The sequence below is a fragment of the Bradyrhizobium sp. CCGB12 genome (genome assembly GCF_024199845.1).
GTDB lineage: Bacteria > Pseudomonadota > Alphaproteobacteria > Rhizobiales > Xanthobacteraceae > Bradyrhizobium.
In genome coordinates this window covers 3497413-3523656 of the sequence record NZ_JANADO010000001.1, presented here as the reverse complement: position 1 = coordinate 3523656, position 26244 = coordinate 3497413, and the positions used below count along the sequence as shown (strand labels likewise).

Below are 26244 nucleotides of genomic sequence, written 5' to 3'. Positions count from 1 at the left end.
ATTCGCCATCTGGCGGGGTGCGCTGGCATCGGGAAGTCTCTATATGACGGACGAAAATCGTTAATCGCAGCGACGCCCGCATCCGGCGGGCTTTCAGGCTTCTGGATGGATCAACCTCAATCGTTCGACGGCGCCGACGTTCCAGATCCCGTTGGCGAGCAGCCGGCCGGGGCCACGCTGATGGGCACGCTGGCGCATCTGTGGCCCTATATCTGGCCGGGCGACCGCTTCGATCTGAAGATGCGCGTGATCTGGTCGATGGTGCTGCTGCTCGCGGCCAAGCTGATCACGCTGACGGTGCCGTTCAGCTTCAAATGGGCGACGGATGCCCTGACCGGCGCCAACACCGCGCCGGTGCAGGCCGACAACTGGCATCTCTGGGTGATCGCCGCGCCGCTCGTGCTGACCGCGAGCTACGGTGTGATGCGCATCCTGATGGCGGTGCTGACGCAGTGGCGCGACGGTATCTTCGCCCGCGTCGCCATGCATGCGGTGCGCAAGCTTGCGAGCATCACCTTCATCCACATGCACGAGCTGTCGCTGCGCTTCCATCTCGAGCGCAAGACCGGCGGCCTGACGCGCGTGCTCGAGCGCGGCCGCGAGGGCATCGAGGTCATCGTGCGGATGGTGATTCTGCAGCTGATCCCGACCATCGTCGAGGTCACGCTCTTGATGGCCGTGCTGCTCTGGCAGTTCGACTGGCGCTACGTGGTTGCGACCCTGATCACGGTCACGCTCTACATGTACTACACCTATATCGCGACCGAGTGGCGGATCGGCATCCGCCGCAAGATGAACGATTCCGACACCGAGGCGAACACGAAGGCGATCGACTCGCTGCTCAACTACGAGACCGTCAAATACTTCAATGCGGAATCGCGCGAGGCGCAGCGTTACGACAGGTCGGTGGCGCGTTACGAGGAGGCGAGCGTGCACAGCTATACCTCGCTCGCCGTGCTCAACACCGGCCAGGCCGTGATCTTCACGCTGGGCCTGACCGCGACCATGCTGATGTGCGCGATCGGCGTGCGCAACGGCACCAACACGGTCGGCGATTTCGTGCTGGTCAACGCCATGATGATCCAGCTCTACCAGCCGCTGAATTTCATGGGCATGGTCTATCGCGAGATCAAGCAGGCGATCATCGACATCGAGAAGATGTTCAATGTGCTGGGCCGCGAGGCCGAGATCAAGGACATGCCGGATGCGCAGCCGCTGGTCGTCTCCGCCGGCACCGTGCGCTTCGAGGACGTGCGCTTTGCCTATGAGCCGACACGTCCGATCCTGAAAGGCATCAGCTTCGAGGTGCCGGCCGGCAAGACGGTCGCGATCGTCGGTCCGTCCGGTGCGGGCAAGTCGACGATCTCGCGCCTGCTGTTCCGTCTCTACGACGTCTCCGGCGGCAAGATCTTGATCGACGGCCAGGATATCCGTGCGGTCACACAGGATTCGCTGCGTGCGTCGATCGGCATGGTGCCGCAGGATACCGTGCTGTTCAACGACACCATCCGCTACAACATCCGCTACGGCCGCTGGGACGCCAGCGATTCCGAGGTCGAAGAGGCGGCGCGGCTGGCGCAGATCGATCATTTCATCCGCATGGCGCCGATGGGCTACGAGACCCAGGTCGGCGAGCGGGGGTTGAAGCTGTCGGGTGGCGAGAAGCAGCGGGTCGCGATCGCGCGCACTGTCTTGAAGGCGCCGCCGATCCTGGTGCTGGACGAGGCAACCTCGGCGCTCGACACCCATACCGAGCACGAGATCCAGGGCGCGCTCGACCGCGTGGCCAAGAATCGCACCTCGCTGGTGATCGCGCACCGGCTCTCGACCATCGTCGGCGCCGACGAGATCATCGTGCTGGACCAGGGCCGGATCGCCGAGCGCGGTACCCACGCCAGACTGCTCGCGCATGCCGGTCTCTATGCCAGCATGTGGAACAGGCAGCGCGAGGCCGAGGCGGCACGGGAGAAACTGGCCAAGATGGCCGACAGCAGCGAGGCGCTCAACCGGGAGCCGCCGCCGGTCGATGACGCCCTGACGACGCCTGCGGCGGCGGAGTGACCTTGTCTCCGGTCCCAACTCTGGCCTAAACAACTCCACCGCGCGGGATGGCCCCGTGCGCCGTCAACCGGTTAGCGGCAGATTGCGATGTCCATTCTCGATTCGATCCAGCGTCAGATCCCGCCGATCCACAAGGAGGGCTATCCCTTCATCGGCGGCTTTGCGCTGGCAAGCCTGATCCTGTTCTGGCTGTGGTCGCCGCTGGGGTGGATCGGCACGATCCTGACCGTGTGGTGCGCGCTGTTCTTCCGCGACCCTGTTCGCGTGACGCCGGTGCGCGAGGGGCTCGTGGTGTCGCCGGCCGACGGCCGCGTCTCGATGATCACCATGGCGCTGCCGCCGGCCGAGCTCGGGCTCGGCGACCGGCCGCTGCCGCGCATATCGGTGTTCATGAGCGTATTCAACTGCCACGTGAATCGCAGCCCGATCGCGGGCAGGGTGGACCGCATCGCCTACCGGCCCGGTCTGTTCATTAACGCCGAGCTGGACAAGGCGAGCGAGGACAATGAGCGCAACTCGCTGGTGATCACGACGCCGACGGCGCGGATCGGCGTGATCCAGATCGCCGGCCTCGTCGCCAAGCGCATCGTCTGTTTCGTCAAGGAAGGGCAGGCGATCGGCGCCGGCGAGCGCTTCGGCCTGATCCGCTTCGGCTCGCGCCTCGACGTCTATTTGCCTTTGGGCACCAAGGCGCTGGTGTCGGAAGGGCAGACCGCGATCGCCGGCGAGACGATTTTGGCCGATCTTTCCGGAGACGATCCGAGCCGCGCCTACCGCGCCAATTAACCAATAGTCGGTGCTTATGGGCTTTCCGCCGCAATGGCGGAGGGGGGCGCGGCTTGCTATATCTCGCCTTGAGGTGAGGACGAGCCATGACGCCCTATGATTTCAAGGACCCCGATACGCGCCGCCGGCGGTTCCGCCCGATTCCGGTGCGGATGCTGGTGCCGAACGTCATCACGCTGCTGGCGATCTGCGCCGGCTTGACCTCGATCCGGCTGTCGATCGAGGGGCGGATGTCGCTCGCCGTCTACGCCATTGTGTTCGCGGCCGCGCTCGATGGCATCGACGGTCGCATCGCGCGCATGATCAAGGGCCAGTCCAAGTTCGGCGCCGAGCTCGACAGCCTCGCCGACTTCGTCAATTTTGGCGTGGCGCCGGGCCTGATGCTGTATTTCTGGCAGTTGCACGAGCTCGGCAATGCCGGCTGGATCGCCGCGATGGTGTTCGCGATCTCCGGCGGTCTGCGTCTGGCGCGCTTCAACGCCACCATGGACGATCCCAACAAGCCGGCCTTCGCCGCCAATTTCTTCACCGGCGTGCCGGCGCCGGCTGGCGCGATCACCGTGCTGCTGCCGATCTACGTCGCGTTCCTGGACCTCGGGCGCTGGCCCGTAGCGGTGACCGCCGCCTATACGCTGCTTATCGCGTTCCTGATGGTGTCGCGCCTGCCGGTGTTCTCCGGCAAGACCAAGCGCATGCGCGTGCCGCCCGAGCTGGTGCTGCCGGCGTTCGTCGCCGTCATCGTCTTCATCGCGCTCTTGATCGCCTATCCCTGGCATGTGCTGTCGATCGGCACGGTGCTCTATCTGCTCTGCCTGCCGCTCGGCTACAAATCCTACCGCGATCAGGCGCGTGCGATGGAAGCTGCAACTCCCTCGGGTGGCGAGGTCCCGTCGCCGCCCTCGGCGCCGACGCTGGCCAATTTGTCGGAGCCGCCGCACGACGACGACGACCGGCCCGGACGGCTGCACTGAGCGGCCACACGCGGATATCTGCCATGAGAGCGCGCTGAGTTGGGTTGAGGCTCGATCTCGGCTATATCGCCCTGTGCCGGCGGCGCGCCAACAGCGGCCGCCAATCTGGGAGAGAACGCCGTGACTGATACCGCGACCGGGCCGCTGCCCGCTTCCGTCCTCGAGGCGCTGGGCCGCTATGACACGCCGACGATCTGCAACGCCATGGAGATCGTCGCGCCCGAGAGGCGGCTGATCGGCTACACCACCAAGCAGCTGGTCTGCCCGTTCCCTAACCTGCCGCCGATCGTCGGCTACGCCCGAACGGTTGCGATCCGCTCGGTGCTGAAATCCTCGCTTCCTGCCGAGGAGCAGTCCAAGCGCCGCATCGAATATTACGAGTATGTCGGCACCGGTCACGGTCCCCGTATCTCGGTGATCCAGGACATCGACGGTCCCGATGTCGGTTACGGCGCGTTCTGGGGCGAGGTGCAGAGCAACGTGCACAAGGCGCTCGGCTGCCTCGGCGTCATCACCGACGGCTCGATCCGCGACATCCCGCAATGGGCCCCGGGCTTCCAGGCGCTGGCCGGTTCGATCGGCCCGTCGCATGCCTGGGTGCATGCCGAAAGCTTTGGCGGCGAGGTGCGCGTCGCCGGCATGACCGTGAGGTCGGACGATCTCATTCACGCCGACCAGCACGGCGCCATCGTGATCCCGCTCGACATCGCCGCAAAGCTGCCGGATGCTGCCGAGCTGTGTGGCCGCCGCGAGACGCCGATCCTGGAGATCGCCCGTAGCCCCGACTTCTCGCTGGAGAAGCTCAAGGCCGCGCTGAAGCGCTCGGCCGAAATCCACTAAGCGTCTGAATGAGGCCTACGGCCGGGATGCGGGTCGAGGGTCGCCTTGTTCCGTCAGGAACAGGGCGGCCTGATCCGGCTCCCCGAACACTGCGGCGGCGCATCCGATCAGGGTGAAGCCGCCGGCAAGATCCCACAGGGTGATGTTATCCGCATTATCAGGGAGATGAATCAGCCGCGCCGCGAGCACGGCGAAGCCGGCCTCGATAAAAAGCAGGACGCTGAACGCCGGCAGAACCAGCTCCGGCTCAAGCAGATGGAGCGACAGCACCGCGGGCAGCGCGGTGAGAAGGCCGAACAGCGTCAACATGGCAAACTGGCTCCCACGATGGAGCATGCCGTACGGCGATAGAATACCCCCGCGATACCTCGTCACGGATGTGACGCAGGGCCGCAGCCGGAGGGCGCAACAATGAAGATGACGGACAAAACGGTCCTGATTACCGGTTCCACAGACGGCGTCGGCCGCTATGTCGCGCGCCGGCTGGCTGAACAAGGCGCGAGGGTCCTGATCCATGGCCGTGACGCCGCTCGCGCCAAGACGCTGATCGACGAAATCGCGAGGGCGGGCGGTGCCGCGGCGACGTTCTATCAGGCCGACCTGTCGTCAATGTCGGGCACGCGTAGGCTCGCGGAGGCGGTCCAGCGTGATCACCAGCACCTCGATGTCCTCGTCAGCAATGCCGGCATCGGCTCGCAGAATGACGGGCCGCAGCGGCAGACAAGTGTCGACGGTCACGAGCTGCGATTTGCCGTGAACTATCTCGCCGGTTTCTTGCTCATCTATCTGATGCTGCCGTTGTTGAGGACCGCGGCGCCTTCGCGCATCGTCAACGTCGCCTCGCTCGGCCAGCATCCGATCGATTTCGACGACGTCATGATCACGAAGGGCTACGGCGGTTCCCGGGCCTATGCGCAGAGCAAGCTCGCGCAGATCATGTTCACGATCGATCTAGCGCAGGAATTGAGCGACACCGGCATCACGGTGAACGCGCTGCATCCCGCGACCTACATGAACACCACGATGGTGCGTGCCGGCGGCATCACGCCGATTTCCACCGTGGAGCAAGGTGGTGCGGCGATCCTGCGTCTCGTTGAAGGTGACGATGTCGCTGACAAGAGCGGCCTGTTCTTCAACGGCATGAACGAGGCGCGCGCGAACCCGCAGGCCTACGATGCCGACGCGCGCAAGCGGCTGCGCGCGCTCAGCCTGAAGCTGACGGGGCTATCGCCCTAGCGCGACCGATTATGGTTAGCAAAGTGTTGAGATTTTGCCGGCGGCCGGCAATCGCAACGCCTGCGACACGGCATACCACACTGTCCAGACTTAACCTTTACGCGTCTTTAATGGCGGCGCTCTAGGGTCCGTGATGCGGTTCGGGTTGGGCCGCACCAGCGGCCAGGACGGCCGTTGTTGCGTACGTGTTGGAGTCGATAATGGATATCGCAACACTTGTCGGGTTGGCGGCGGGCGCCGTTGTGGTGTCGACCCTGATCTTGATGGGCGGCAGCTTCGGGATGTTTTACGACATCCACGCTGTGATCGTCATCTTCGGCGGTTCGTTCGCCGCAACGATGATCCGCTTTCCATTGTCTGCGATGCTGCACGGCGTGCCGCTCGGCGCAAAGTTTGCCTTCACCCTGAGCCGCCTTTCGGCCCACGACCTTGTCGACGAACTCGCCCGCATCGCTGAAATCGCTCGCAAGCAGGGCCCGGTGGGCCTCGAAAAGGTCGAGACTGACGAGCCGTTCCTCGCCAAGGGCATCCGTTACGTCGCCGACGGCTACGACCTCGACTTCATTCGCGACAATCTGGAGCGCGATCGCGACAACTTCCTGATGCACCTCGACGAAGGCAGCAAGATCTATCGCGCCGTCGGCGACTGCGCTCCGGCGTTCGGCATGATCGGCACGCTGCTCGGCATGGTGCAGATGTTTTCCAACATGTCGGATCCTTCCAAGCTCGGTCCGTTCATGGCCACCGCGCTGCTGGCGACGTTGTACGGCGCCGTTGTCGCCAACCTGATCTGCTTGCCCATTGCCGACAAGCTGCATGGCAAGCTGCTCGACGAAGAGACGAACCGCACCCTGATCATCGACGGCATCCTGATGATCCGCGACTCCAAGAGCCCGACCCTGGTGCGCGAAATGCTGCTGGCCTATCTGCCGGAGAAGCATCGTCACACCGAGGGCGAGCCGGTACCGGCTTGAGGCCGTCGCCGGGATTTTGAGAGATGGCCAAGAAGAAGCGCGGCAATGCTCACGGTGGCGGCCACGGCTGGTTCGTAACCTTCGCCGACCTTATGGCGCTGTTGCTGGCGTTTTTCGTGATGCTGGTCGCGTTCTCCACGCAAGACGCCAACAAGCTGAAGATCGTCGCGGGTTCGATGCGCGAGGCGTTCGGTGTGCAGAGCGAAGCGCGCTACTCCGGCATCGTCGAGTCCGATGGCCTGCCGACCCGTCCACGGCTGAAGAACGTCGACCACATCCAGCCTGAGGATGCCTCCAACACGCCGACGCCCGACCAGGAGGATCGCGACCGCACGTCCGGGGCGAAGATCAAGGTCGACCGCAATTTCGCGCTCGCCGCGGCCTCGCTGCGCCAAGCCTTGCAGGACATGCCGGAACTGACGGAGATGTCCAAGCACATCATGTTCGAGGAGACCAAGCAGGGCCTCAACCTCGAGATCGTCGATCAGGACGGCCGCTCGATGTTCGCCGACGGCTCCAGGGTGCCTTACGACCGCACCCGCCGCCTGATCGAGAAGCTTGCGATTCCGCTCAAGGCGACGCCGCTCCGCGTCTCCATCGCCGGTCACACCGCGGCGGGGTTCGTGCCGACCCGCAGCGACTACGGCGCCTTCGATCTGTCGGCCGACCGCGCCAACGCGGTGCGCCAGATCCTCGAACGCGAAGGCCTGCCGCCGTCGCACATCTTCGCTGTCTCCGGCAAGGCGGACACCCAGCCGCTGTTTCCGGACGATCCCTCGCTCGCGGCCAACCGGCGGGTGACCATCACCCTGATGCGGGAAGATCCGCCGCTGCCGCCGAATCTGAAGCCGTAGAGCATGATCCGGACCCGAAAGGCCGCATTGGCGCAAAGTGTGGCGCGGCTTTCCCTCGCGACAAACCCGGAACGCGTTTGCGCGAAGATCATGCTCGGACAATAGGCCTCTTGCGCTACCATCCTACCTGAGGCATGTCGTCGCTCCGGCGATGAAAGTTGCTGCGGCGTCACAGCTTCTGTCTCGACGCCTGCTATGGTGCGATTGACAGGCGCGTAGGAAGCGTCAAAAGGCGCCGGATCAAATTCAGGGACGAAGCGTTTTCCACCCTCATGACGGCGAGCATCACATCGACCGAGACCCAAGAAGGGCCGGTCACTTCAGGTTTTTGGGCCCTTACGCTCGGGAGCATCGGCGTCGTCTTCGGCGACATCGGCACCTCGCCGCTCTACGCGTTCCACGAGGCGATGAGGGGCGCGGCCCATGGCGAGCCGGTCTCGCGGGTCATGGTGCTCGGCGTGCTCTCGCTGATCCTCTGGGCGCTCTTTATCGTCGTCACCGCTAAATACGTCCTGCTGCTGCTGCGCGCCGACAATAACGGGGAGGGCGGCACGCTCTCGCTGATGGCACTCGGCCAGCGCGCGCTGGGGCGGCGAAGCTGGTTCCTGCTCGCCCTCGGCGTAGTCGGCGCCTCCATGTTCATCGGCGATTCCATGATCACGCCGGCAATTTCGGTGCTATCGGCGGTTCAAGGCCTGAAGCTCGTGACCCCCGCCTTCGAACACTATGTCGTACCGCTGACCGTCATCATCCTGGTGTTGCTGTTCGCGGTTCAGAGCAAGGGGACTGCGCTGGTGGCCTCGGCCTTCGGGCCGGTGATGGTGGTCTGGTTCACCGTTCTTGCGGTGATGGGCGCCGTCCACATCGCCGACGATCCGTCGGTGCTCGCCGCGATCAATCCCTATTATGCGCTGCAATTCCTGCTGTCGCACGGCACGATCGGCCTCGTGACGCTGGGCGCCGTGTTCCTCGCGGTCACCGGCGGCGAGGCGCTTTACGCCGATCTCGGCCATTTCGGCCGCAAGCCAATCCAGTCGGCCTGGATGTTCTTCGTGCTGCCCTCGCTGCTGATCAACTATTTCGGGCAGGGCGCGCTGGTGCTGTCCGATCCCAGCGCGATCGAGCATTCGTTCTACCGCATGGTGCCCGAGAGTCTGGTGCTGCCGCTGGTCGGACTTGCGACCGCGGCGACCGTGATCGCGAGCCAGGCGGTGATCACCGGCGCCTATTCGCTGGTCTATCAGGCGGTGCAGCTCGGCCTGCTTCCGCGTTTCGAGGTGCGCTACACCTCCGAAACCCATGCCGGCCAGATCTATCTGCCGCGCGTCAACCGGCTGCTGCTGATCGGCGTGATGCTGCTGGTGCTGCTGTTCCACACGCCCAGTAATCTGGCCTCGGCCTATGGCATCGCCGTCTCCACCACCATGGTCGTCGACGGCATCATGGGCTTCGTCGTGATCTGGAAGCTGTGGAACTGGCGCGCGGCGACGGCCGCGGCCGTGATCGTTCCCTTCGTCGTCGTCGACATGAGCTTCTTCAGCGCCAATCTGCTCAAGCTGCTCGAAGGCGCGTGGGTCCCGCTACTGTTCGGCGCGGCCATGGCCGGGACGATCTGGACGTGGCGCAAGGGGACGGGCATCCTGCTCCAGAAAACGCGCCGGATCGAGGTGCCGCTGGACGATCTGATCCGCAGCCTGGAGAAGCGGCCGCCGCACATCGTCAAGGGTACCGCGGTGTTCCTGACCAGCGATCCCGCCTTCGTGCCGACCGCGCTCCTGCACAATCTCAAGCACAACAAGGTGCTTCACGAGCACAATGTGGTCCTCACTATCGAGACCGCGCACACACCGCGCGTCGATCTGTCGGAGCGGTTCCGCATGGAGAAGATCAGCGACAAGTTCTCGAAAGTCCGCCTACGCTTCGGTTACATGGAGCAGCCGAATGTGCCGAAGGCGCTCGCGATCGCGCGCAAGCAGGGCTGGCAGTTCGACATCATGTCGACGTCGTTCTTCGTGTCGCGGAGGTCGCTGAAGGCTTCGGCGCAATCGGGCATGCCGCTGTGGCAGGACCATATTTTCATCGCTCTCAGCCGGTCGGCCAATGACGCCACCGACTATTTCCAGATTCCCACCGGGCGCGTGGTTGAAGTCGGAACCCAGGTGACTATTTGAACGTAATTGGCCGAGATATGCGAATTTTGCATGGCGATGGTCCAGAATCGGGCTAGGCTATGCCGGCAGCGCAGGACTATAAGCCCCGCGCTCTTCCGCCATTGTGCAGTGAAGCATTTCTAGAGGCCACCGGGCTCTCCCATGACAAGCGACGTAGCGATTTCCGCCCCGGAAACGGCGGCGGCCAACGGGCATGGCGAGGCCCACACCACCGCCCGTTTTGGTGCGCTGACCCTCGGCAGCATCGGCGTCGTCTATGGCGATATCGGCACCAGCCCGCTCTACGCGTTCCGCGAGGCCGTGATGGCGGCATCGGGCGCCGAAGGGCTCGCGTCGCCTGCGGCCGTGCTCGGCGTGCTCTCACTGATCCTGTGGGCGCTCATCGTCGTGGTGACGCTCAAATACGTCGTGATCCTGCTGCGCGCCGACAATAACGGCGAGGGCGGCACGCTCGCGCTGATGGCGCTGGCGCAGCGCGCGGTCGGCACCGGTGGGGCCACCATTGTCCTGCTCGGCATCATCTCCGGCGCCTTGTTCTATGGCGATGCCGTCATCACGCCGGCGCTCTCGGTGCTGTCGGCGATCGAAGGCATGAAGGACGTCACGCTGCGGTTCGAGCCTTATATCGTGCCGCTGACCGTTGCGATCCTGGTCGGCCTGTTCGCCGTGCAGTCGCGCGGCACCGCCCGCGTCGCCGCGTTCTTCGGCCCGATCATGTGCGTCTGGTTCGCGGTCATCGCGGCGGCGGCGATCCATCCGATCATCATGCAGCCGCAGGTGTTGTATGCGCTGAACCCGCTCTACGCCGTGTCATTCATGCTTCACCACGGCGTCATCGGCTTCGTGACGCTGGGCGCGGTGTTCCTGGCGGTCACTGGCGCCGAGGCGCTCTATGCCGACCTCGGCCATTTCGGCAAACGGCCGATCCAGACCGCCTGGCTGTCCATCGTGCTGCCATCGCTGGCGCTGAACTATCTCGGGCAGGGGGCGCTCGTCCTCAGCGATCCCGGCGCGATCGTCAGCCCGTTCTTCCAGCTCTTCCCGCAAGGTTTCTTCCGCGGCTGCATGGTCGTGCTCGCTACCATGGCGACCGTGATCGCGAGCCAGGCGGTCATCACCGGCGCCTATTCGCTGACGCGCCAGGCGATTCAGCTCGGGCTGCTGCCCCGCTTCGAAATTCGTCATACATCTGAAGCTCATTCCGGCCAGATCTTTATTCCGCGCATCAACCAGCTCTTGCTGCTCGCCGTGGTGCTGCTGGTGCTGCTGTTCCGCTCTTCGAGCGCGCTGGCGTCCGCCTACGGCATCTCCGTCACCGGCACCATGGTGGTCACGGCGATGATGGGCTTTGTCGTGGTCTGGAAGGTCTGGCGGTGGTCGCCCATTGCGGCCGCGGCCCTGATTGCGCCGTTCCTGTTCCTCGACCTGACCTTCCTCGCCGCCAACCTGCTCAAAGTGTTCGAGGGCGGCTGGGTGCCGCTGGCACTCGGCGCACTGATGATCGTCCTGATGTACACATGGCGGCGCGGCAGCCGGCTGCTGTTCGAGAAGTCGCGCAAGCTCGAGTTCCCGCTCGCCGACCTCGTGGCAATGCTGGAGAAGCGGCCACCGCAGCGCGTGCCCGGCACCGCCGTGTTCCTGACCTCAGACCCGCTCAGTGCGCCGACTGCGCTGATGCATAGTCTGAAGCACTACAAGGTCCTGCACGAGAAGAATGTCATTCTCACCATCGAGACCGCGCAGACTCCGCGGATCGACCCGGCCGAGCGGGTGAGGCTGGAGCAGATCTCGCCGACCTTCTCCAAGGTGACGCTGAAGTTCGGCTTCATGGAATCGCCCAACGTGCCGAAGGCGCTGGCGATCGCCCGCAAGCTCGGCTGGCAGTTCGACATCATGTCGACCTCGTTCTTCCTGTCGCGGCGGGCGCTGAAGCCGGCGGCCCATTCCGGCATGCCGCGCTGGCAGGACCGCCTGTTCATTTCGCTGAGCCGCTCGGCCAACGATGCCACCGACTATTTCCAGATCCCCTCCGGCCGCGTGGTCGAGGTCGGAACGCAGGTGACGATCTAAGCCGGCGATCCGGGCTAGGATTCAAAGCACACTTCAACTCGCTGCGATTTAGCTTTAACTTGCGCCGTGCGGCTCAAGCCTTTGTAGCGCTTGATTTTCGCGTCCCGAGAGGCGAGGTTGCCCGCCGGCCGGGATCGCCCCGGCCGACAGGTGCGACGTTGGAGGATGATGTGGCAAACCAGGTACAGGATCTGACCCCGGACGAGGTCTCCAAGGGTGTCGAGGAAGGCCGCTATCTGCTCGTCGATGTCCGCGAGCCGAACGAGGTCGAGGCCGAGGCCTATCCCTACGGCGTCGTGGTGCCGCTCTCGACCTTCGATCCCAAGGCGATCCCCGATCCCGCCGGAAAGCAGGTCGTGTTTGCCTGCCGCTCGGGCAAGCGCTCGGTGACGGCCTCGCTGGCGGCGCAGGCGGCGGGCCTGCCTTACGACAAACATCTGGCCGGAGGCATGCTGGGCTGGAAGGCGGCCGGTCTTCCCAGCAAGGTCGGCGGCTGACCTCAAGATGACGACCAAGAGCTCTTCGCTGAACAAGGTCTTCGCCGACCTTCCTGTCACCATCTTCGAGGCGATGTCGCAAGCCGCCCGCGACAATGCCGCCATCAATCTCGGCCAGGGCTTCCCTGACGATCCCGGCCCCGAGGACATCCGCCGCGCCGCGGCCGAGGCCTCGCTGAACGGCTACAACCAGTATCCGTCGATGATGGGCCTGCCGGAGTTGCGCCAGGCGATCGCGACCCATTACGGCCACTGGCACGGTCTCAAGCTCGATCCGATGAGCGAGGTGATGGTGACCTCCGGCGGCACTGAGGCGCTGACCTCGGCGATCCTGGCGGTGGTCCAGCCGGGCGACGAGGTGGTGTGCTTCCAGCCGGTCTACGATTCTTATCTGCCGATCATCCGCCAGGCCGGAGGCATTCCGCGCCTCGTCCGGCTCGAGCCGCCGCACTGGCGGCTGAATGAGGACATGCTGAAAAGCGTCTTCAATTCAAAGACCAAGGCGGTGCTCTTCAACAACCCCTTGAATCCCTCCGCGGTGGTCTATCCACGCGAGGATCTCGAGCTGCTGGCGCGCTATTGCCAAGAGTTCGACGTCATCGCGATCTGCGACGAGGTCTGGGAGCACGTCACCTTCGACGAGCACAAGCACATCCCGCTGATCACCATCCCCGGCATGCGCGACCGCACCATCAAGGTCGGCTCGGCCGGCAAGATTTTTTCACTGACCGGCTGGAAGATCGGCTTCGTCTGCGCCGCGCCGCCGCTTCTGCGTGTCGCCGCCAAGGTGCACCAGTTCCTGACCTTCACGACCGCGCCGAACCTGCAAGCCGCCGTCGCCTATGGGCTCGGCAAGTCCGACGACTACTTCCTGTCGATGCGCAAGGACCTGACGCGGAGCAGGGACCGCCTGACCAAGGGGCTGGAGAGCCTCGGCTTCCCCGTGCTGAAGTCGCAAGGGACCTACTTCCTCACCGTCGACCTGTCGCCGCTCGGGCTCAACGAGAGCGACACCGAGTTCTGCTGGCGCATCGTGAAGGACTACAAGGTCGCGGCCATTCCGGTGTCGGCCTTCTACGAGCAGGATCCGGTGACATCAGTGGTGCGCTTCTGCTTTGCCAAGAAGGACGAGACGCTCGACACCGCGCTGGAGCGGTTGTCGGACGCGGTGCGCGGGCGCAAAAGGTAGACCTGAGATGACGAACGTCGGCCGCTCCAGGCTTTGCCTCGGTTTTGCAATCGCCGCAGCGCTGACGTTGCTCTCCGCCCCCGCCGGGGCCGAGGAGCGGGTCGTCAACTTCTACAACTGGTCGAACTACATGGCGCCTGACGTCCTCGAGGCCTTCACGAAGGAGACGGGCATCAAGGTTGTCTACGACACCTTCGACGCCAACGAGACGCTGGAGACGCGCCTGATGGCCGGCAAGTCCGGCTATGACGTCGTGGTGCCCACGGCCTATTTCCTGCAGCGCCAGATCAAGGCCAACATCTTCCAGAAGCTCGACAAGTCGAAGCTGCCGAACCTTAGCCATGCCTGGCCGATGGTGACCAAGCATCTTGCGACCTACGATCCCGGCAACGACTTCGCCGCCAACTACATGTGGGGCACGACGGGCATCGGCTACAACGTCGCCAAGGTGAAGCAGATCCTGGGGCCTGACGCGAAGATCGACAGCTGGGACATCGTCTTCAAGCCGGAGAACCTGGCAAAATTCAAAGACTGCGGCGTGCACATGCTCGATTCCGCCGACGACATCTTTCCGGCGGCGCTGAACTATCTCGGGCTCGATCCGAACTCGACCAAGCAGGCTGACCTCGAGAAGGCTGCCGATGTCGTGGCAAAGGTCCGCCCGTCCGTGCGAAAATTCCACTCGTCCGAATACTTAAGCGCGCTCGCCACCGGCGAGATCTGCTTCGTGGTCGGCTGGTCCGGCGACATCATGCAGGCGCGTGCCCGCGCGGCGGAAGCCAAGAAAGACAATAGCAGCGGCGTTGAGATCGGCTACGCCATCCCGAAGGAGGGCGCGCAGATGTTCTTCGACAATCTCGCGATCCCCGCGGATGCCAAGAACGTCGCGGAAGCCTACGAGCTGATCAACTATCTCTACCGCCCCGATGTCGCCGCCAAGAATTCGAACTTCCTGTCCTACGCGAGCGGCAACCTTGCCAGCCAGAAGCTGGTCGATCCGAAGATCCTTGATGACAAGAACATCTATCCGGACGAGGCGACGCTTTCAAAACTGTTCGTCATCACCGCGCGCGAGCCGGCGACCCAGCGCATCATCAACCGGCTCTGGACCAAGGTGAAGACGGGAAGGTGAGGGGCCGCGATCGCGCCTCGGATCACCCCCGCAATTATTTTCCGCAAAACAACCCCATGCACAGTAGAACCGCCTCCGGAGCGCTGCCGGCGGTGGCGGTGCTTAAGTCGCGATGCGGATTGGTTTTATCGACGGGCGGGCGCAAAGGAACCGAAACACCTTGCGCGTCGTGAAAAGTGAGCCTGCGAGACAAGCCGAGCGCATCCGACTCATCAGCTTCCGCTGCTTTGACACGTCGGGCAAAACACTGGCACGAATGGCATCGTGGCCATCAGGTTCAATGCCGCTCTCGATGCGAAGCGTGCGTCAGGAGCGCAAGCTGTCTCCTAACCATCGCTGTCATGCCCCGCGAAAGCGGGGCATCCAGTACGCCGCAGCTTCTCGGTTCAATCACTGGCGTCACGGAGTACTGGATCGCCCGGTCGAGCCGAGCGATGACAGCGGACTATGACGAAAGCGCGCTCCGGGCCGACGCGCCTACCGCCACCGCCGGTGCAGCCACAGCCACTGCTCGGGATGCTCGCGCACCCAGCTCTCCACCACGCTCGTGATCGCCTGCGTCGTGCCGGGGATGTCGATCTTGCCGTCGGCATCGCGGACCGGCTTGACCTCCTCGGTGAGTTCGCCGCGGAAGCGGCCGCCGGGCAGGCGGATGATGCGGACGCCGTGGATCGGGCAGTCGACCTGGCGCAGGAGTCGCGCCAGCATCGGATTGGCGCGAGTCTTGCGGCCGAAGAAGGTGACCTCGACGCCGCCGGTCAGATATTGGTCGATCAGCATGGCGACGTGCTTGCCGTCCTTGAGCGCCTGCGCGAGGCGGATCGGCGCGTCGCGCCCCGCAGGGATCAGCGTGCCCATGTTGACCTGCCGCATCTCCTGGATGATGCGGTCGGCGGAAGCGATATTCGGCCGGCGATAGAGGATCGCGGTATCCAGCTCATGCGCGACGGCGGCGAGCGCCGGCAACTCCCAATTGGCGAGATGCGCGGCGAAGATCAGTGCCGGCTTGCCGTCGTCGCGGATCTGGTCAAACAGCTCGATGCTGCGCTGGGGCAGCTCGATCTTGCTCTTCTCCGGATGGTCGCGGTCGTAATCCCATACGTGATCCATATGGGCGAACTCGGCGCCGACGCGGCCCAGATTATCCCAGACGCCCATCAGGATCTCTTCGATCTCTTCGGGCGACTTTTCCGGAAAGGCAGCGGTGAGGTTGGCGCGGCCGATGCGGTGCTCGCGCAGGCGCGGCCCGATCAACTTGACAACGCGTGAGAAGAAGTCCGAGGTCTTGGCCGGATCGAAATAGCGCGTAGTGCGCAGCATGGCGACGGTGGCGGCGCCGATCAGGCTTCCGCCGACTGATTTGGCAACCTCCCGCGCGCGGGCCTTCGTGCTCGCAGTCAGCAGCGCCATGCGTCCGGTCAGGCCGGTTCGCGGGTCAGGATCAGCGAGGCGTTCTGGCCGCCGAAGCCGAACGAGTTCGACATGACCGCGGTGACGCGGGCATCGCGTGCCTTGTTGCCGACGACGTCGAACAGGATCGTGGGATCCGGATTGTCGTAGTTGATCGTCGGCGGGATGCGCTGATGCTCGAGCGTGAGCAGCGAGAAGATCGCCTCGACCGCGCCGGCGGCCGAGATGGTGTGGCCGACCATCGACTTGTTGGAGGTGACCGGAATCTTCTGCGCGAGCTCGCCGAACACGGCCGAGGTCGTGTTGAACTCCATCTTGTCGTTCTCGGGCGTCGCGGTGCCGTGCGCGTTGATGTGGTCGATCTGGTCCGGCGTCATGCCGGCATCGGCCAGCGTTTTGTTCATGCAGCCGATGATCGGTTTCCCATCGGGAGACGAGCGGGTGCGATGGAAGGAATCGGTGAGCTCGCCGCAGCCGGCGATCACGCCGAGGATTTTTGCGCCGCGCGCGGTCGCTGCCTCGTAGCTTTCCAGCACGAGAGCGCCGGCGCCTTCTGCCATGACGAAACCGTCGCGGTTCTTGGAGAAGGGGCGGGAGGCCGCCTGCGGCGGATCGTTCTGGGTCGAGAGCGCCGAGAGCAGCGAGAAGCGCACGAGCGCTTCGGGGTTTACGGTGCCGTCGGTCGCGACGCACAGCGCGGCATCGGTCTCGCCGCGGCGAATCGCTTCGACGCCGAGCTGGATCGAGGTCGCGCCCGAGGCGCAGGCCGTCGACAGCGAGATCGGCGAACCCTTGGTGCCGAACATCTCGGCGAGGTGCGCGGCCACGGAGCCGAACATGAAGCGGTGATGATAGGCGCTGTACTTGCCGCCGCCGGAGATGCGCAGCAAATCGTCATAGGTGAAGTCGGGCGCGCCGACGGCGCGGCCAAGCTCGCGGCGCTGCGGCCATTCGACCTCGACCGGTGCGACCGCGAGGAAGAGCGGGCCCGGGAAATCGGCCCTGGCGCCGATGCCAGCCTGCTCGAGCGCTTCCTCGGTCACCAGCTCGGCCATCCGCTCGGAGAGGCCGGTGGAGGAGAACGGATCGACGCTGACGAAATCCACCGTGCCGGCCATCGTGGTCTTCAGGCCGTCGACCGGAAAGCGGGTGATGGTGCGGATGCCGGACTCGCCGGCGACCAGCTTTGCCCAATTGTCGGCCTTGCCGTTGCCGAGCGAGGTCATGATGCCCATGCCGGTGACGACGACGACGGGACGCCCGAGTTTGTCGCGTGGTGCAGTCATGTGTCCCCCAAACGCGTTAGCTGACCGCCTCGACCAGCGCCATGCCTTCGCCGCGCCAGTGTCCGGCTCCGACCACCACAATCTGGGTGGGCGCCCCCTGCATTTCAATCTCGGTGCCCGTGGAATCGTTCGGCGGGAACAACGCGCCGCGCGAGATCGCCAGTGCGGCGAGCGCAATGCCGAGTGGGAATTGCGTCTCCATGGCGTGTCCGAACATCGTGCCGGTCGAGCGCACCGGGAGATCCGCATGGCTCTTCAGGAAGCTGCGCTCTTCGCTCGTGGCCGGCTCCGCCCCGGTCGCGCCCGTGATGATCGCGCCCTTGCCGTCGCGCTTCGGCAGCTTGGCCCAAAGTTTCTCGAGCGTCGCGGTCATGTCGCCGCCCTGCTTGCGCCGGGCGAGATCGGCAACGACGCTCGACAGCTTCGCGAACGGCTTTGCCCCGCGCGCCTCCGCATGCGCCCGCGATTCCAGCACCAGGAACGCGCCGGCCGAGCCGAGCGCGAAGCCCGGGTGGTCCTTGCGCGCCCACACCGGAGCGAATTTGTTCTTCAGGTTGAAGTCGCCGAACTCGTAGAGGACCATCAGGTCCTTGCGCTCGCCATTGTGCGAGCCGCCGACCAGCGCAATGTCGCTCTCGCCCGAGGCGATGCGCGCAAGCGCGATGCGGGCGGCATCGGCGCCGGCAACCTCTTCGCCCATGAAGGTGCGCGAGGTGCCGCCGAGCCCGTGGACAATGGCGATGTTGCCGGCGAGGAGGTTCGAGAGCTGGGCCAGGAACAGCGTCGGCCTGAGATCGCTCATCAGCCGCTCGTTGAGGAAGCCGGGCGCGTTGGCGCCCTTGGCCTCGGCCGTGAGCACGCCGGTGTCGACGTTGAGATCGCGCTCTCCGCCGCCTGCGGCGATCACCATGTCGATCTTGGACAGGATGTCCTTGTTGCCCTTGATCCCTGCGGAATCGAGCGCCAGGCCCGCGGCATAGGTGCCGATGCGCTGCCAGGCTTCCATCTGGCGCTGGTCGCCCTTCTTCGGAATCTGGCTGTCGAAAGAGACAGGCATCAAGGGATGGACGATGTAGGGCGCAAAGCCCTTCTCGTCGACATTGATGCGCTTCTCCTGGAGCGCGGCCCAGTTGGCGTCCAGTCCCTCGCCGAGCGAGGTGGCAAGCCCAATGCCGGTGATCCAGACTTCCGTCTGGCCGGGCTTCGTAGCGGGAGTGTCAGTCATGGCGAAACGGCCTGTTGCGGAAAGCCGACGCGCTTGGCGATCGCGTCCATGTGTCCGCGCATATCCGCATTGGGGAAGGGGATCTGCGTGAAGGTGAGCGTCGAATTCGCGCGCAGCTTGCCGCCGACCCGGATCTTGGCTTCGGTCACCGCGTAACCCGAACCCTGATGGGACAGGGTCGCCTCGATGCTCATGAGATCACCGGGGAAGACCGAACCGCGGACCTTGGCCTCCTTCACGGCGGCGAGAATCGGCATGCGCTCGAACTTGAGCACGCCGAGCTGAAGCCAGCCCGAAGCCTGCGCCATCGATTCGATCAGGAGCACGCCGGGCATCAAGGGATAGCCCGGGAAGTGTCCCTCGAAGATGGTGCTTGCGTTCGGAACCAGGGCCTCGACGACGATCGTCTTCTCGTCGACGTTGAGGTCGACGATCCGATCGATCATGTGGAAGTATTCGAGTTGCATGGCTGCGCGCTTAGGCGCTCGCGCCCTTGGCCGCGACGAGCTCGTCGATGCGCGCGCACAGGTTCTTCAGCACGAAATACTGTTCGGTGGTCGCCTTGCCGTCGTTGACCTCCTGGGTCCACTTTTCCAGCGGCAGCTTGATGCCGAACTGCTTGTCGATCGCGAAGGCGATATCAAGGAAATCGAGGCTGTCGATGCCGAGATCGTCGATGGCATGGCTATCCGGCGTGATCGTGTCGCGCGGGATGTCGCAGGTTTCAGCGATGATCGTGGCGACCTGATCGAATGTGGAAGACATCACTAAGCCTTTGATATATTGCGGATATTTGTCAGATTTCCAGAGTGGCGCGGTGGGCGGGCATCGCGCCCCTGATGACGCCCTCAAACCCCCCTCTGGCCGGGTCGAAAGCCCGTATATCGGAGCGCCGCTCCGAGTTCAATGGAGCCGGGCAGGCCTTGAGAAAGGGCTGGGGACGCCTGTTGAAGGCCCTTACGGCGCAGGACCGGCGGCGGGCCGGCCTAGGTCTGCGGCGTCACGATCTTCACGCAGTCGCGCCGGCCCATCAGCACGCAATCCTGGGTCCGGCGCAGGTCGGCAATGCTCACCGCGAGCCAGATCCCGACCGCGGTCAGCGCGATGGTGAAGGCAAGCGCGGCGATGTTGGCGAGCATGCGGTGGCGAAAATGGTCCGGTTCGGTGCGGGGTTGCTCGTAGCGCGACAGGTCGAGCGGCTCGGGCGCGACGCGCAGCGGCTGCACGGTGCCGCCGCCCCGGTGAACCATCGGGGAAGACGCGTTGCGCGGCCTGAACTGGAGCACCCGGTGCTCGTCATCAGAGCTTATGGGCCGCTGGGTTTTCATGGGGCGGGGATCACTCCGAAGCAGCGATTTTTAGATAGCACACGTGATGAACGCGTTGCAGAAAATCTTCTCAACGCGCACGTGTATTGTCTGCTCGCACTATTTTGCATGGCGCACTGTCAATCGTCACGGAGCCGGCCGCGATGCGGTCAGGAATGCGCGGGGTGCGTTGCAATAACGGCCGGGGCCTCCGTTCCCCGTTCACATCGGCTTGTGATCTCCGCGGGCCGCCCAACGCATGTTGCCGGCCCAGGGGCCATGGCATAGTCCAGGGAACCCGATCCGCCAAATTCCAATCATTCAAGGGACCGTTCGACCATGACCAATACGCGCGAGCCGAGAGTGCATCCGGTCCCGATCCTGTCGCTTCGGCCGACGCAGATGACGGTCGGCATGCGCGAGGTCAAGGAGAAGCGCAAGCGCTGGCGCGAGCACGACAGGAAGAAGCAGGCCGACCTGCTCGGCAAGCACATGATCCCCGTCGTCTACGGGCCGGATGAGCGCTATTACGTGATCGACCATCATCATCTCGGCCGCGCATTGCACGACGAGGGCATCAAGGAGGTGCTGGTCACCATCGTCGGCGACCTCAGAATGGTCGAGCGCGAGGCCTTCTGGGGCGTCATGGACAACAAGCGCTGGGTCTATCCCTACGACGCCAAGGGCGAGAGGCGGCCGTTCCGCGACCTGCCGAAATCGGTCGTCGACCTCAAGGATGACCCTTTCCGCAGCCTTGCCGGCGAGCTCCGCCGCATCGGCGGCTTCGCCAAGGATACGACCCCGTTCTCCGAATTCCTGTGGGCCGACTATCTGCGCCGAAAGCTCTCGCGCAAGGCGGTCGATGCCGATTTCGGCAAGGCGCTCGAGAAGGCGATGGTCTCCGCTAGAAGCAAGGATGCGGTCTATCTGCCCGGCTGGTGCGGGCCGGCGGCGGACGATTAGGCGCGCAACGCTCGGATCAGTCGCGCTGGAAGATCTTGGCGCCGGGGTAGAGGCGCCGGGCATAAGTCACGACCAGGGCGCGGTCCTGGGTTTCCAGGAACGGCGTTCGGATCTGGCACGACCCGACGATGAGGTGCCACAGACCATTGAGCTTCCGGATGACGACGTTCATTTGAATAGTCCTCGATCACTCCGCATTTCAGCAGATGCTGCTTGTCGCGGTAATCTTGCGGCTGGCGATCATGGTCGCGCACAGAAAATTCCCGGCGGGACTCGCCACGGTCGCAAGACAACGACGACATTAGTTACGTGGCTATGATCCGCGGCCCCGATAAGCCGGACGTCATCACAGGGGCTTGAGCGAAATCATTTTCCGTGCCGACGAAACCGTCCTGAAACAGTGCCGTCCCACTGTTTAGAGTAGTCGAGCTCACACAGGAGGCCAGAATGCGCCGTCTGTTTTTCGTCATTGCCGCGCTCGCGGTCGCCTCGGCAGGAATTTCGGCATCGTTCGCCGCGGTTCACCATGCAAAGACGCTGACATTCTCCGAGCGCTTTGCTCCGGCGCTCGAGTTGATGGGCAAGCGCTAGCAGGATAGCGCCTCGCGGCTGCGAGCAACCAGATCACTTCGGGTGATGCGGGTCTGGTGAGGACAGCAAGCGCTCCATCTCCGCGGCGGCTTCGCCGTCACGTACCTTCTGCAACAGCGCGCGGCGCTCGGCGCCGGCTGGCAGGTTCTTGGCCGCGGCGCGGGCCTCTTGCGTGAACTTGTTCAGGCGTTGTTGGAGCGACAGGACTGGACGCGTGCGGTTGCGCTTCTTGGGCATGGTTTAGCCTTTCCACGCAAAGACAATCATGCACGAGCAGGGGCGTCCTTAACTTTTGTTGGAACCGGGCTAGCGGATCGGGGGTTTCATCTCCACGGCGCAGTCATGCGTATGAGTTGAACAAGCGGAGCCATTCAGGTGCCCAGCGATGCAATCCGCGCGGCGCTTGTGAGACGCCTGCGCATCTCCTCCGGAATCTCGGATGACGACGTCAAGGAGATCGAATCCCTTCCGATTTCGGTGCGGCAATTCCCCGCAGAAACACCCGTGGTGCGGGATGGAGAGCGGGCCACCGACTGCTGCCTGATCGTCGACGGCTTCAGCGTGCGCTCCAAGACGATCCCGAGCGGCAAGCGGCAGATCCTCTCCATCCATATCCCCGGCGAAATCCCGGACCTGATGAGCCTGTTCCTGCATGTGATGGATCACGACCTGACGACGCTGACGCCGTCGACACTCGGCTTCATCAGTCACGAGGCGCTGCGGGCACTGCACCGGCGCAGACCCAGCGTCGCCGAGATATTCTGGCGGGACACGCTGATCGACTCCGCGATGTTTCGCGAATGGATCGTCAATGTCGGCCAACGCTCCGCACCCGCGCGGCTCGCCCATGTCTTGATCGAATTGCGCGACCGCCTCAGGGTCATCGGCCGTGTCGACGGCGACAGCTTCGAGATGCCGCTGACGCAGGAGCAGATCGGCGAGGCTCTGGGCATTACCGCCGTGCACGCCAACCGTGTGATCAAGCAACTGCGTCAGGAAGGGATCGTCGAGTTCCATCGCGGCCGCGTTACGGTGCTCGACGAGCGAAAATTTCTGGAACTTGCGGATTTCGACGATCGTTATTTGCACCAATCGCCAACGCTTTGAGTCGCAGATGCCGCGATTCCATTTCGACATCCATGAGAACGGCCGCTTCATCCCGGACGAGGATGGATGCGACTTCGTGGACGAGGACGCGGCGCGCAAGGAGGCTCTGCTGACCGGCGCATCCATCGCCCGCGACGTCTTTATCATCGGTAGCGCAAATCACGTCGTGGTGGCCGTCCGCGAGGACGGCACTCCCTGCATGAGGATATCGTTCGCGCTCGAGGTCGACCGGGGTTAGGCGGCGAGCCGCATCCGCGGGTTCGGTCTCAATCCTGCGTCCGAATGGCGCGCGGTTCCTTGATGGTGGCGTCCGCCCCTTACCGCAACGGCTTCTTCAGCAGCGAGAAGCGGTCGGGATCGAGGCCCATCGAGGGTTGCAGCATCGGGGCCTCGACGCTCCCGAGCGTCTTGGCGGGCGGGGCCGAGAATACCGGATCGTTCGGCACGTCGCGCTGCGAGGTGGCGCCGCGCCATCGCTCCAGGACGGCGCCAACGAAATGCATGTCGTGACCGGAGGTGACCGAGGGCACGCTGCTGATGGTGGCTTCGCCGCGCGGCAGTTGATGCGGCGGCACCTCCTTGAAGCGCAGCCGCGTCGGCAGTGCGACGCCTTCGCCGAACGCCAGCACCTCGCGGGTGCCGAGCGACGGTACGAACGACAGGAGGTTCGCGGCCGCGTCCGACACCGCGGCGCGCAGCAGCGCCTGGTCGCGGTCGTTGGCAAGACGCATCGTGAACAGCGTGTTGCACTGGGAGATGATGGTGGCGTCGAGCTCGGCCGGACGCTGGGTGATGAGGCCGAGATAGACGCCGTATTTGCGGCCTTCCTTGGCGATGCGCGACACCGCCTTGCGGGTCGGGCCGAATCCGATGTTGCGATCGGCGGAGGCATAGCGGTGCGCTTCCTCGCAGACGAACAGCAGCGGCGATACGCCGTCGCTCCACAGGCCGAAATCGAAGGCCATGCGGCACAGCACAGAGACGACGGAATCGATGACTTCGGCCGGGAAGCCGGCGAGCTGCATCACCGTCATCGGCTTGCCGTTGGCCGGGAGGCGGAACAGATGGCTGATGACCTCGGCCATGGTGTCGCCGCCGACATTGGCGTTGTCGAACATGAAGGTGTAGCGCGGATCGTTGCGAACGGCCTCGATGCGCGAGATCAGCTTGTGATAGATGATGCGCGAGGAGCGGTTCTCGAGCTTGCCCATGCGCTCGTCGATCAGCGACATCAGGTCGACCAGGCGATAGGGCACCGGCGTGTCGACGGTGTAGCCGATCTGCTTGGGATCGATGCGCTTGAGACCGATGCGGTCGGCGTTCTGGTACTGGGTGTAGACGCCCTTGGCGAGCGGGATCACCTCGGCGAGGATGTCGAGCTCTTCGGGCACGCCGGCGCGGCCGCCGAAGAGCACGTCGACGATTTCCTCGAAGTTGAACAGCCAGAACGGCAGCTTCAGGTTCCGCGGATTGAGCACCAGCGCGCGGTCGCCGAAGCAGCGGCCATATTCGTTGTGCACGTCGAGCAGGAAGATGCGCAGGTTCGGCCGCGCCTTCAGGATCTCGTTGAGCAACAGCGAGACGCCGGTCGACTTGCCGACGCCGGTTGATCCCAGCACCGCGAAGTGCTTGGACAGCATTTCCTCGACATCGACATAGGCGACGACCGAGCGGTCCTGCTGGAGGAAGCCGACATTGATCTGGTCCGACCCGGTGGGCGCGTAGATCGTGCGCAGCTCCTGGCTCGTGATCAGGTCGACCGCATCGCCGATGGTCGGATAGTTGGTGACGCCGCGCTGGAATTTGGCCTTGTCGGCGGCGTTGAGGATTTCGCCGAGCAGGTCGACCGAGGCGATCGCGATGAAGTTGTCGCTGCCCGACAGGTTTTCGCAAGACACCTCGGTGATCATCGCGACGATGATCGAGCTTGCGCAGCGGATACTCACGAAGCGGCCGACGGTCGCCCGGACCTCCGAGACCGGCATCCGGCTTTCAGCCAGAAGCCCGACCCGGGCGAGCGAGCCGCGAACCGAAATCACGCGTCCAAAGGATGTCACGATAGCTGAACCTGAGAAGAGCAAGGATTGGTCCGAACTATGCGCGACCGTGGCTGGACAAACGGTTAAGCCGCAGGTGTAGCCGCTTCGTTAAATCCGCGGCAATTCCGCGGTAAGATTGGTTCCCAATACATACTTTTGGGCGGAGGTGGCGCGAAAAGCTGCATTTCCAAGCCCGGGCGGGCTGAGGCTATTAAGGAAGACTTTACCATTCGGGCAGTCGGGCCGGCCGGTCGGGGAACCATCGTCATCGTGAGCGGCGCATCGTGCCGATTCGGGGCAACGTTTGATTTCTTGACGAGACCTAATCATTTGTACATTGGTACAAATGATCCGGCGGCTTCGGTCCCGGGCCGGGCGTGAGCGCGTTGCAGTCCTGCGTCCGATTGCGTGGTCCCGCGGTTCGCAGCCACGCCTGGCAGCCACGTTTGGAGGAAAGCATGCAGCCGGAACCGATCCTCGATCTTGCTCATCTCGGCCACATGGAGCTCTTGACGCCCAAGCCTGACGAGAGCCTGAAATTCTTCGTCGACGTCATGGGCATGACCGTCAGCGGGCAGAAGGGCGAGTCGGTCTACCTGCGCGGCTGGGACGACTACGAGCGCTATTCGCTCAAGCTCACGGCCTCGAAGACGTCGGGCATGGAGCATATGGCGTTGCGCGCGCGCAGCCAGCAGGCACTGGAGCGCCGGGTCGCCGCGCTCAAGGGCTCCGGCTTCGACATCGGCTGGATCGACGGTGACATGGGGCAGGGGCCGACCTTCCGCTGCCGCGATCCTGATGGCCACATCGTCGAGCTTTACTACGAGACCGAATGGTATCAGGCTCCGCCGGAGTTGAAGCCCGCGCTGAAGAACCAGGCGCAGCGCTTTCCGGCGCGCGGCGTCAACGTCCGCCGCCTCGATCATCTCAACTGCCTCGCCGTCGACATCAGGGCCAATCGCGAGTTCTTCGAGAACTATCTCGGCTGCCGACTCACCGAGCAGATCGTGCTCAACGACGGCCGGGAAGCGGCGATGTGGCTGACGATGTCGAACAAGAGCTACGACTTCGCCTATTCGCTCGACCATTCCGGCACGCCCGGCCGCTTCCATCACGTGACCTATGCACTCGATAGCCGTGAGGAGATTTTGCGCGCTGCAGATATCTTCCTGGAGAACGGCGTGCACATCGAGACCGGCCCGCACAAGCACGCGATCCAGCAGACCTTCTTCCTCTACGTCTACGAGCCCGGCGGCAACCGCGTCGAGGTTGCCAATGCCGGCGCGCGCCTCATCCTCGCGCCCGACTGGAAGCCGATCGTGTGGACCGAGGAGGAGCGCAAGAAGGGCCAGGCCTGGGGATTGAAGACGATCGAGTCGTTCCACACGCATGGGACGCCGCCCGTGGAGGCGAAGAAGCACGGGTGAGTCAAAGTATGTTGGCTTGGCGGGGCTGAGCAAGCGCCTCGTCCTTCGAGACGACCGCTTCGCGGTCTCCTCAGGATGAGGCTAAGCGGCAGCTCTGCCTATAGAACT

Annotated in this window: 27 protein-coding genes; 17 read left to right on the top strand and 10 right to left on the bottom strand. The window is 64.2% G+C overall.

What is annotated here, in order from left to right:
• The first annotated feature begins 105 nt into the window (after positions 1-105).
• The 4 genes from NLM27_RS16970 to NLM27_RS16955 all read left to right on the top strand — a co-directional run bounded on the left by NLM27_RS16970 (position 106) and on the right by NLM27_RS16955 (position 4658).
• On the top strand, positions 106-2061 hold the full coding sequence (locus NLM27_RS16970; RefSeq protein ID WP_254144393.1) for an ABC transporter ATP-binding protein/permease: 1956 nt from the start codon (positions 106-108) through the stop codon (positions 2059-2061).
• A gap of 87 nt (positions 2062-2148) precedes the next feature.
• Complete coding sequence (locus tag NLM27_RS16965; protein ID WP_254144392.1) at positions 2149-2847, top strand: phosphatidylserine decarboxylase; 699 nt, start codon at positions 2149-2151, stop codon at positions 2845-2847.
• An 86-nt stretch (positions 2848-2933) separates the two neighbouring features.
• Complete coding sequence (locus NLM27_RS16960; RefSeq protein WP_254144391.1) at positions 2934-3818, top strand: phosphatidylcholine/phosphatidylserine synthase; 885 nt, start codon at positions 2934-2936, stop codon at positions 3816-3818.
• Positions 3819-3938: 120 nt separating this feature from the next.
• Entirely contained in the window at positions 3939-4658 is a 720-nt protein-coding gene (locus NLM27_RS16955; RefSeq protein WP_254144390.1) for an RraA family protein, read from the top strand.
• 15 nt (positions 4659-4673) lie between these two features.
• Here NLM27_RS16955 and NLM27_RS16950 read toward each other — a convergent pair whose 3' ends face one another.
• Positions 4674-4967: a hypothetical protein gene (locus tag NLM27_RS16950; protein ID WP_254144389.1), complete on the bottom strand. Its 294-nt coding sequence runs from the start codon at positions 4965-4967 to the stop codon at positions 4674-4676.
• A gap of 102 nt (positions 4968-5069) precedes the next feature.
• Here NLM27_RS16950 and NLM27_RS16945 point away from each other — a divergent pair, with 102 nt between their 5' ends.
• The 8 genes from NLM27_RS16945 (at position 5070) to NLM27_RS16910 (ending at position 14781) form a co-directional block, all read left to right on the top strand.
• Positions 5070-5894, top strand: a complete 825-nt coding sequence (locus tag NLM27_RS16945) for an SDR family NAD(P)-dependent oxidoreductase (RefSeq protein ID WP_254144388.1) — start codon at positions 5070-5072, stop codon at positions 5892-5894.
• Between the two features lie 200 nt (positions 5895-6094).
• Positions 6095-6868, top strand: coding sequence for a motility protein A (locus NLM27_RS16940; protein ID WP_254144387.1), 774 nt, complete (start codon positions 6095-6097; stop codon positions 6866-6868).
• Positions 6869-6891: 23 nt separating this feature from the next.
• Positions 6892-7722 (top strand): flagellar motor protein MotB, encoded by an 831-nt coding sequence (locus NLM27_RS16935; RefSeq protein ID WP_254144386.1) that lies wholly within the window; start codon positions 6892-6894, stop codon positions 7720-7722.
• Positions 7723-7994: 272 nt separating this feature from the next.
• Complete coding sequence (locus tag NLM27_RS16930) at positions 7995-9893, top strand: potassium transporter Kup (RefSeq protein ID WP_254144385.1); 1899 nt, start codon at positions 7995-7997, stop codon at positions 9891-9893.
• A gap of 141 nt (positions 9894-10034) precedes the next feature.
• Positions 10035-11963: a potassium transporter Kup gene (locus NLM27_RS16925; RefSeq protein WP_254144384.1), complete on the top strand. Its 1929-nt coding sequence runs from the start codon at positions 10035-10037 to the stop codon at positions 11961-11963.
• A gap of 170 nt (positions 11964-12133) precedes the next feature.
• Entirely contained in the window at positions 12134-12460 is a 327-nt protein-coding gene (locus NLM27_RS16920; RefSeq protein WP_254144383.1) for a rhodanese-like domain-containing protein, read from the top strand.
• A gap of 7 nt (positions 12461-12467) precedes the next feature.
• Positions 12468-13649 carry an aminotransferase gene (locus tag NLM27_RS16915; RefSeq protein WP_254144382.1) on the top strand — a complete coding sequence of 394 codons (1182 nt, stop codon included), beginning with the start codon at positions 12468-12470 and terminating at the stop codon, positions 13647-13649.
• A gap of 7 nt (positions 13650-13656) precedes the next feature.
• Entirely contained in the window at positions 13657-14781 is a 1125-nt protein-coding gene (locus NLM27_RS16910) for a polyamine ABC transporter substrate-binding protein (RefSeq protein ID WP_254144381.1), read from the top strand.
• 477 nt (positions 14782-15258) lie between these two features.
• On the opposite strand, the gene NLM27_RS16905 is transcribed toward NLM27_RS16910, so the two are convergent.
• From NLM27_RS16905 to NLM27_RS16880, 6 genes are all read right to left on the bottom strand, one after another.
• Positions 15259-16191 (bottom strand): lipid A biosynthesis lauroyl acyltransferase, encoded by a 933-nt coding sequence (locus NLM27_RS16905; protein WP_254144380.1) that lies wholly within the window; start codon positions 16189-16191, stop codon positions 15259-15261.
• Positions 16192-16199: 8 nt separating this feature from the next.
• Positions 16200-17477, bottom strand: coding sequence for a beta-ketoacyl-ACP synthase (locus tag NLM27_RS16900; protein WP_254144379.1), 1278 nt, complete (start codon positions 17475-17477; stop codon positions 16200-16202).
• A gap of 16 nt (positions 17478-17493) precedes the next feature.
• Positions 17494-18702 carry a beta-ketoacyl-ACP synthase gene (locus NLM27_RS16895; protein ID WP_254144378.1) on the bottom strand — a complete coding sequence of 403 codons (1209 nt, stop codon included), beginning with the start codon at positions 18700-18702 and terminating at the stop codon, positions 17494-17496.
• Positions 18699-19169: a 3-hydroxyacyl-ACP dehydratase FabZ family protein gene (locus NLM27_RS16890; RefSeq protein ID WP_254144377.1), complete on the bottom strand. Its 471-nt coding sequence runs from the start codon at positions 19167-19169 to the stop codon at positions 18699-18701. Before NLM27_RS16890 ends, NLM27_RS16895 begins: the two co-directional genes overlap by 4 nt.
• Positions 19170-19179: 10 nt before the next feature.
• Positions 19180-19467 (bottom strand): acyl carrier protein, encoded by a 288-nt coding sequence (locus tag NLM27_RS16885; RefSeq protein ID WP_007592476.1) that lies wholly within the window; start codon positions 19465-19467, stop codon positions 19180-19182.
• A gap of 221 nt (positions 19468-19688) precedes the next feature.
• Complete coding sequence (locus tag NLM27_RS16880; RefSeq protein WP_254144376.1) at positions 19689-20030, bottom strand: hypothetical protein; 342 nt, start codon at positions 20028-20030, stop codon at positions 19689-19691.
• A 318-nt stretch (positions 20031-20348) separates the two neighbouring features.
• Here NLM27_RS16880 and NLM27_RS16875 point away from each other — a divergent pair, with 318 nt between their 5' ends.
• Positions 20349-20972 carry a ParB-like protein gene (locus NLM27_RS16875; RefSeq protein WP_254144375.1) on the top strand — a complete coding sequence of 208 codons (624 nt, stop codon included), beginning with the start codon at positions 20349-20351 and terminating at the stop codon, positions 20970-20972.
• Positions 20973-20988: 16 nt separating this feature from the next.
• On the opposite strand, the gene NLM27_RS16870 is transcribed toward NLM27_RS16875, so the two are convergent.
• Entirely contained in the window at positions 20989-21144 is a 156-nt protein-coding gene (locus NLM27_RS16870; RefSeq protein ID WP_254144374.1) for a hypothetical protein, read from the bottom strand.
• Between the two features lie 275 nt (positions 21145-21419).
• Here NLM27_RS16870 and NLM27_RS16865 point away from each other — a divergent pair, with 275 nt between their 5' ends.
• A complete protein-coding gene (locus NLM27_RS16865) occupies positions 21420-21563 on the top strand; it encodes a hypothetical protein (RefSeq protein WP_254144373.1) in 144 nt (47 codons plus the stop codon).
• Between the two features lie 33 nt (positions 21564-21596).
• On the opposite strand, the gene NLM27_RS16860 is transcribed toward NLM27_RS16865, so the two are convergent.
• Positions 21597-21800, bottom strand: a complete 204-nt coding sequence (locus tag NLM27_RS16860; RefSeq protein WP_254144372.1) for a hypothetical protein — start codon at positions 21798-21800, stop codon at positions 21597-21599.
• Between the two features lie 138 nt (positions 21801-21938).
• On the opposite strand from NLM27_RS16860, the gene NLM27_RS16855 reads away from it, so the two are divergent.
• A complete protein-coding gene (locus tag NLM27_RS16855; RefSeq protein ID WP_254144371.1) occupies positions 21939-22670 on the top strand; it encodes a Crp/Fnr family transcriptional regulator in 732 nt (243 codons plus the stop codon).
• A gap of 7 nt (positions 22671-22677) precedes the next feature.
• Positions 22678-22908: a DUF6894 family protein gene (locus NLM27_RS16850; RefSeq protein ID WP_254144370.1), complete on the top strand. Its 231-nt coding sequence runs from the start codon at positions 22678-22680 to the stop codon at positions 22906-22908.
• A 79-nt stretch (positions 22909-22987) separates the two neighbouring features.
• Here NLM27_RS16850 and NLM27_RS16845 read toward each other — a convergent pair whose 3' ends face one another.
• Positions 22988-24727, bottom strand: coding sequence for an ATP-binding protein (locus tag NLM27_RS16845; RefSeq protein WP_254144369.1), 1740 nt, complete (start codon positions 24725-24727; stop codon positions 22988-22990).
• A 440-nt stretch (positions 24728-25167) separates the two neighbouring features.
• On the opposite strand from NLM27_RS16845, the gene NLM27_RS16840 reads away from it, so the two are divergent.
• Positions 25168-26136 (top strand): catechol 2,3-dioxygenase, encoded by a 969-nt coding sequence (locus NLM27_RS16840; RefSeq protein ID WP_254144368.1) that lies wholly within the window; start codon positions 25168-25170, stop codon positions 26134-26136.
• Positions 26137-26244 lie beyond the last annotated feature (108 nt).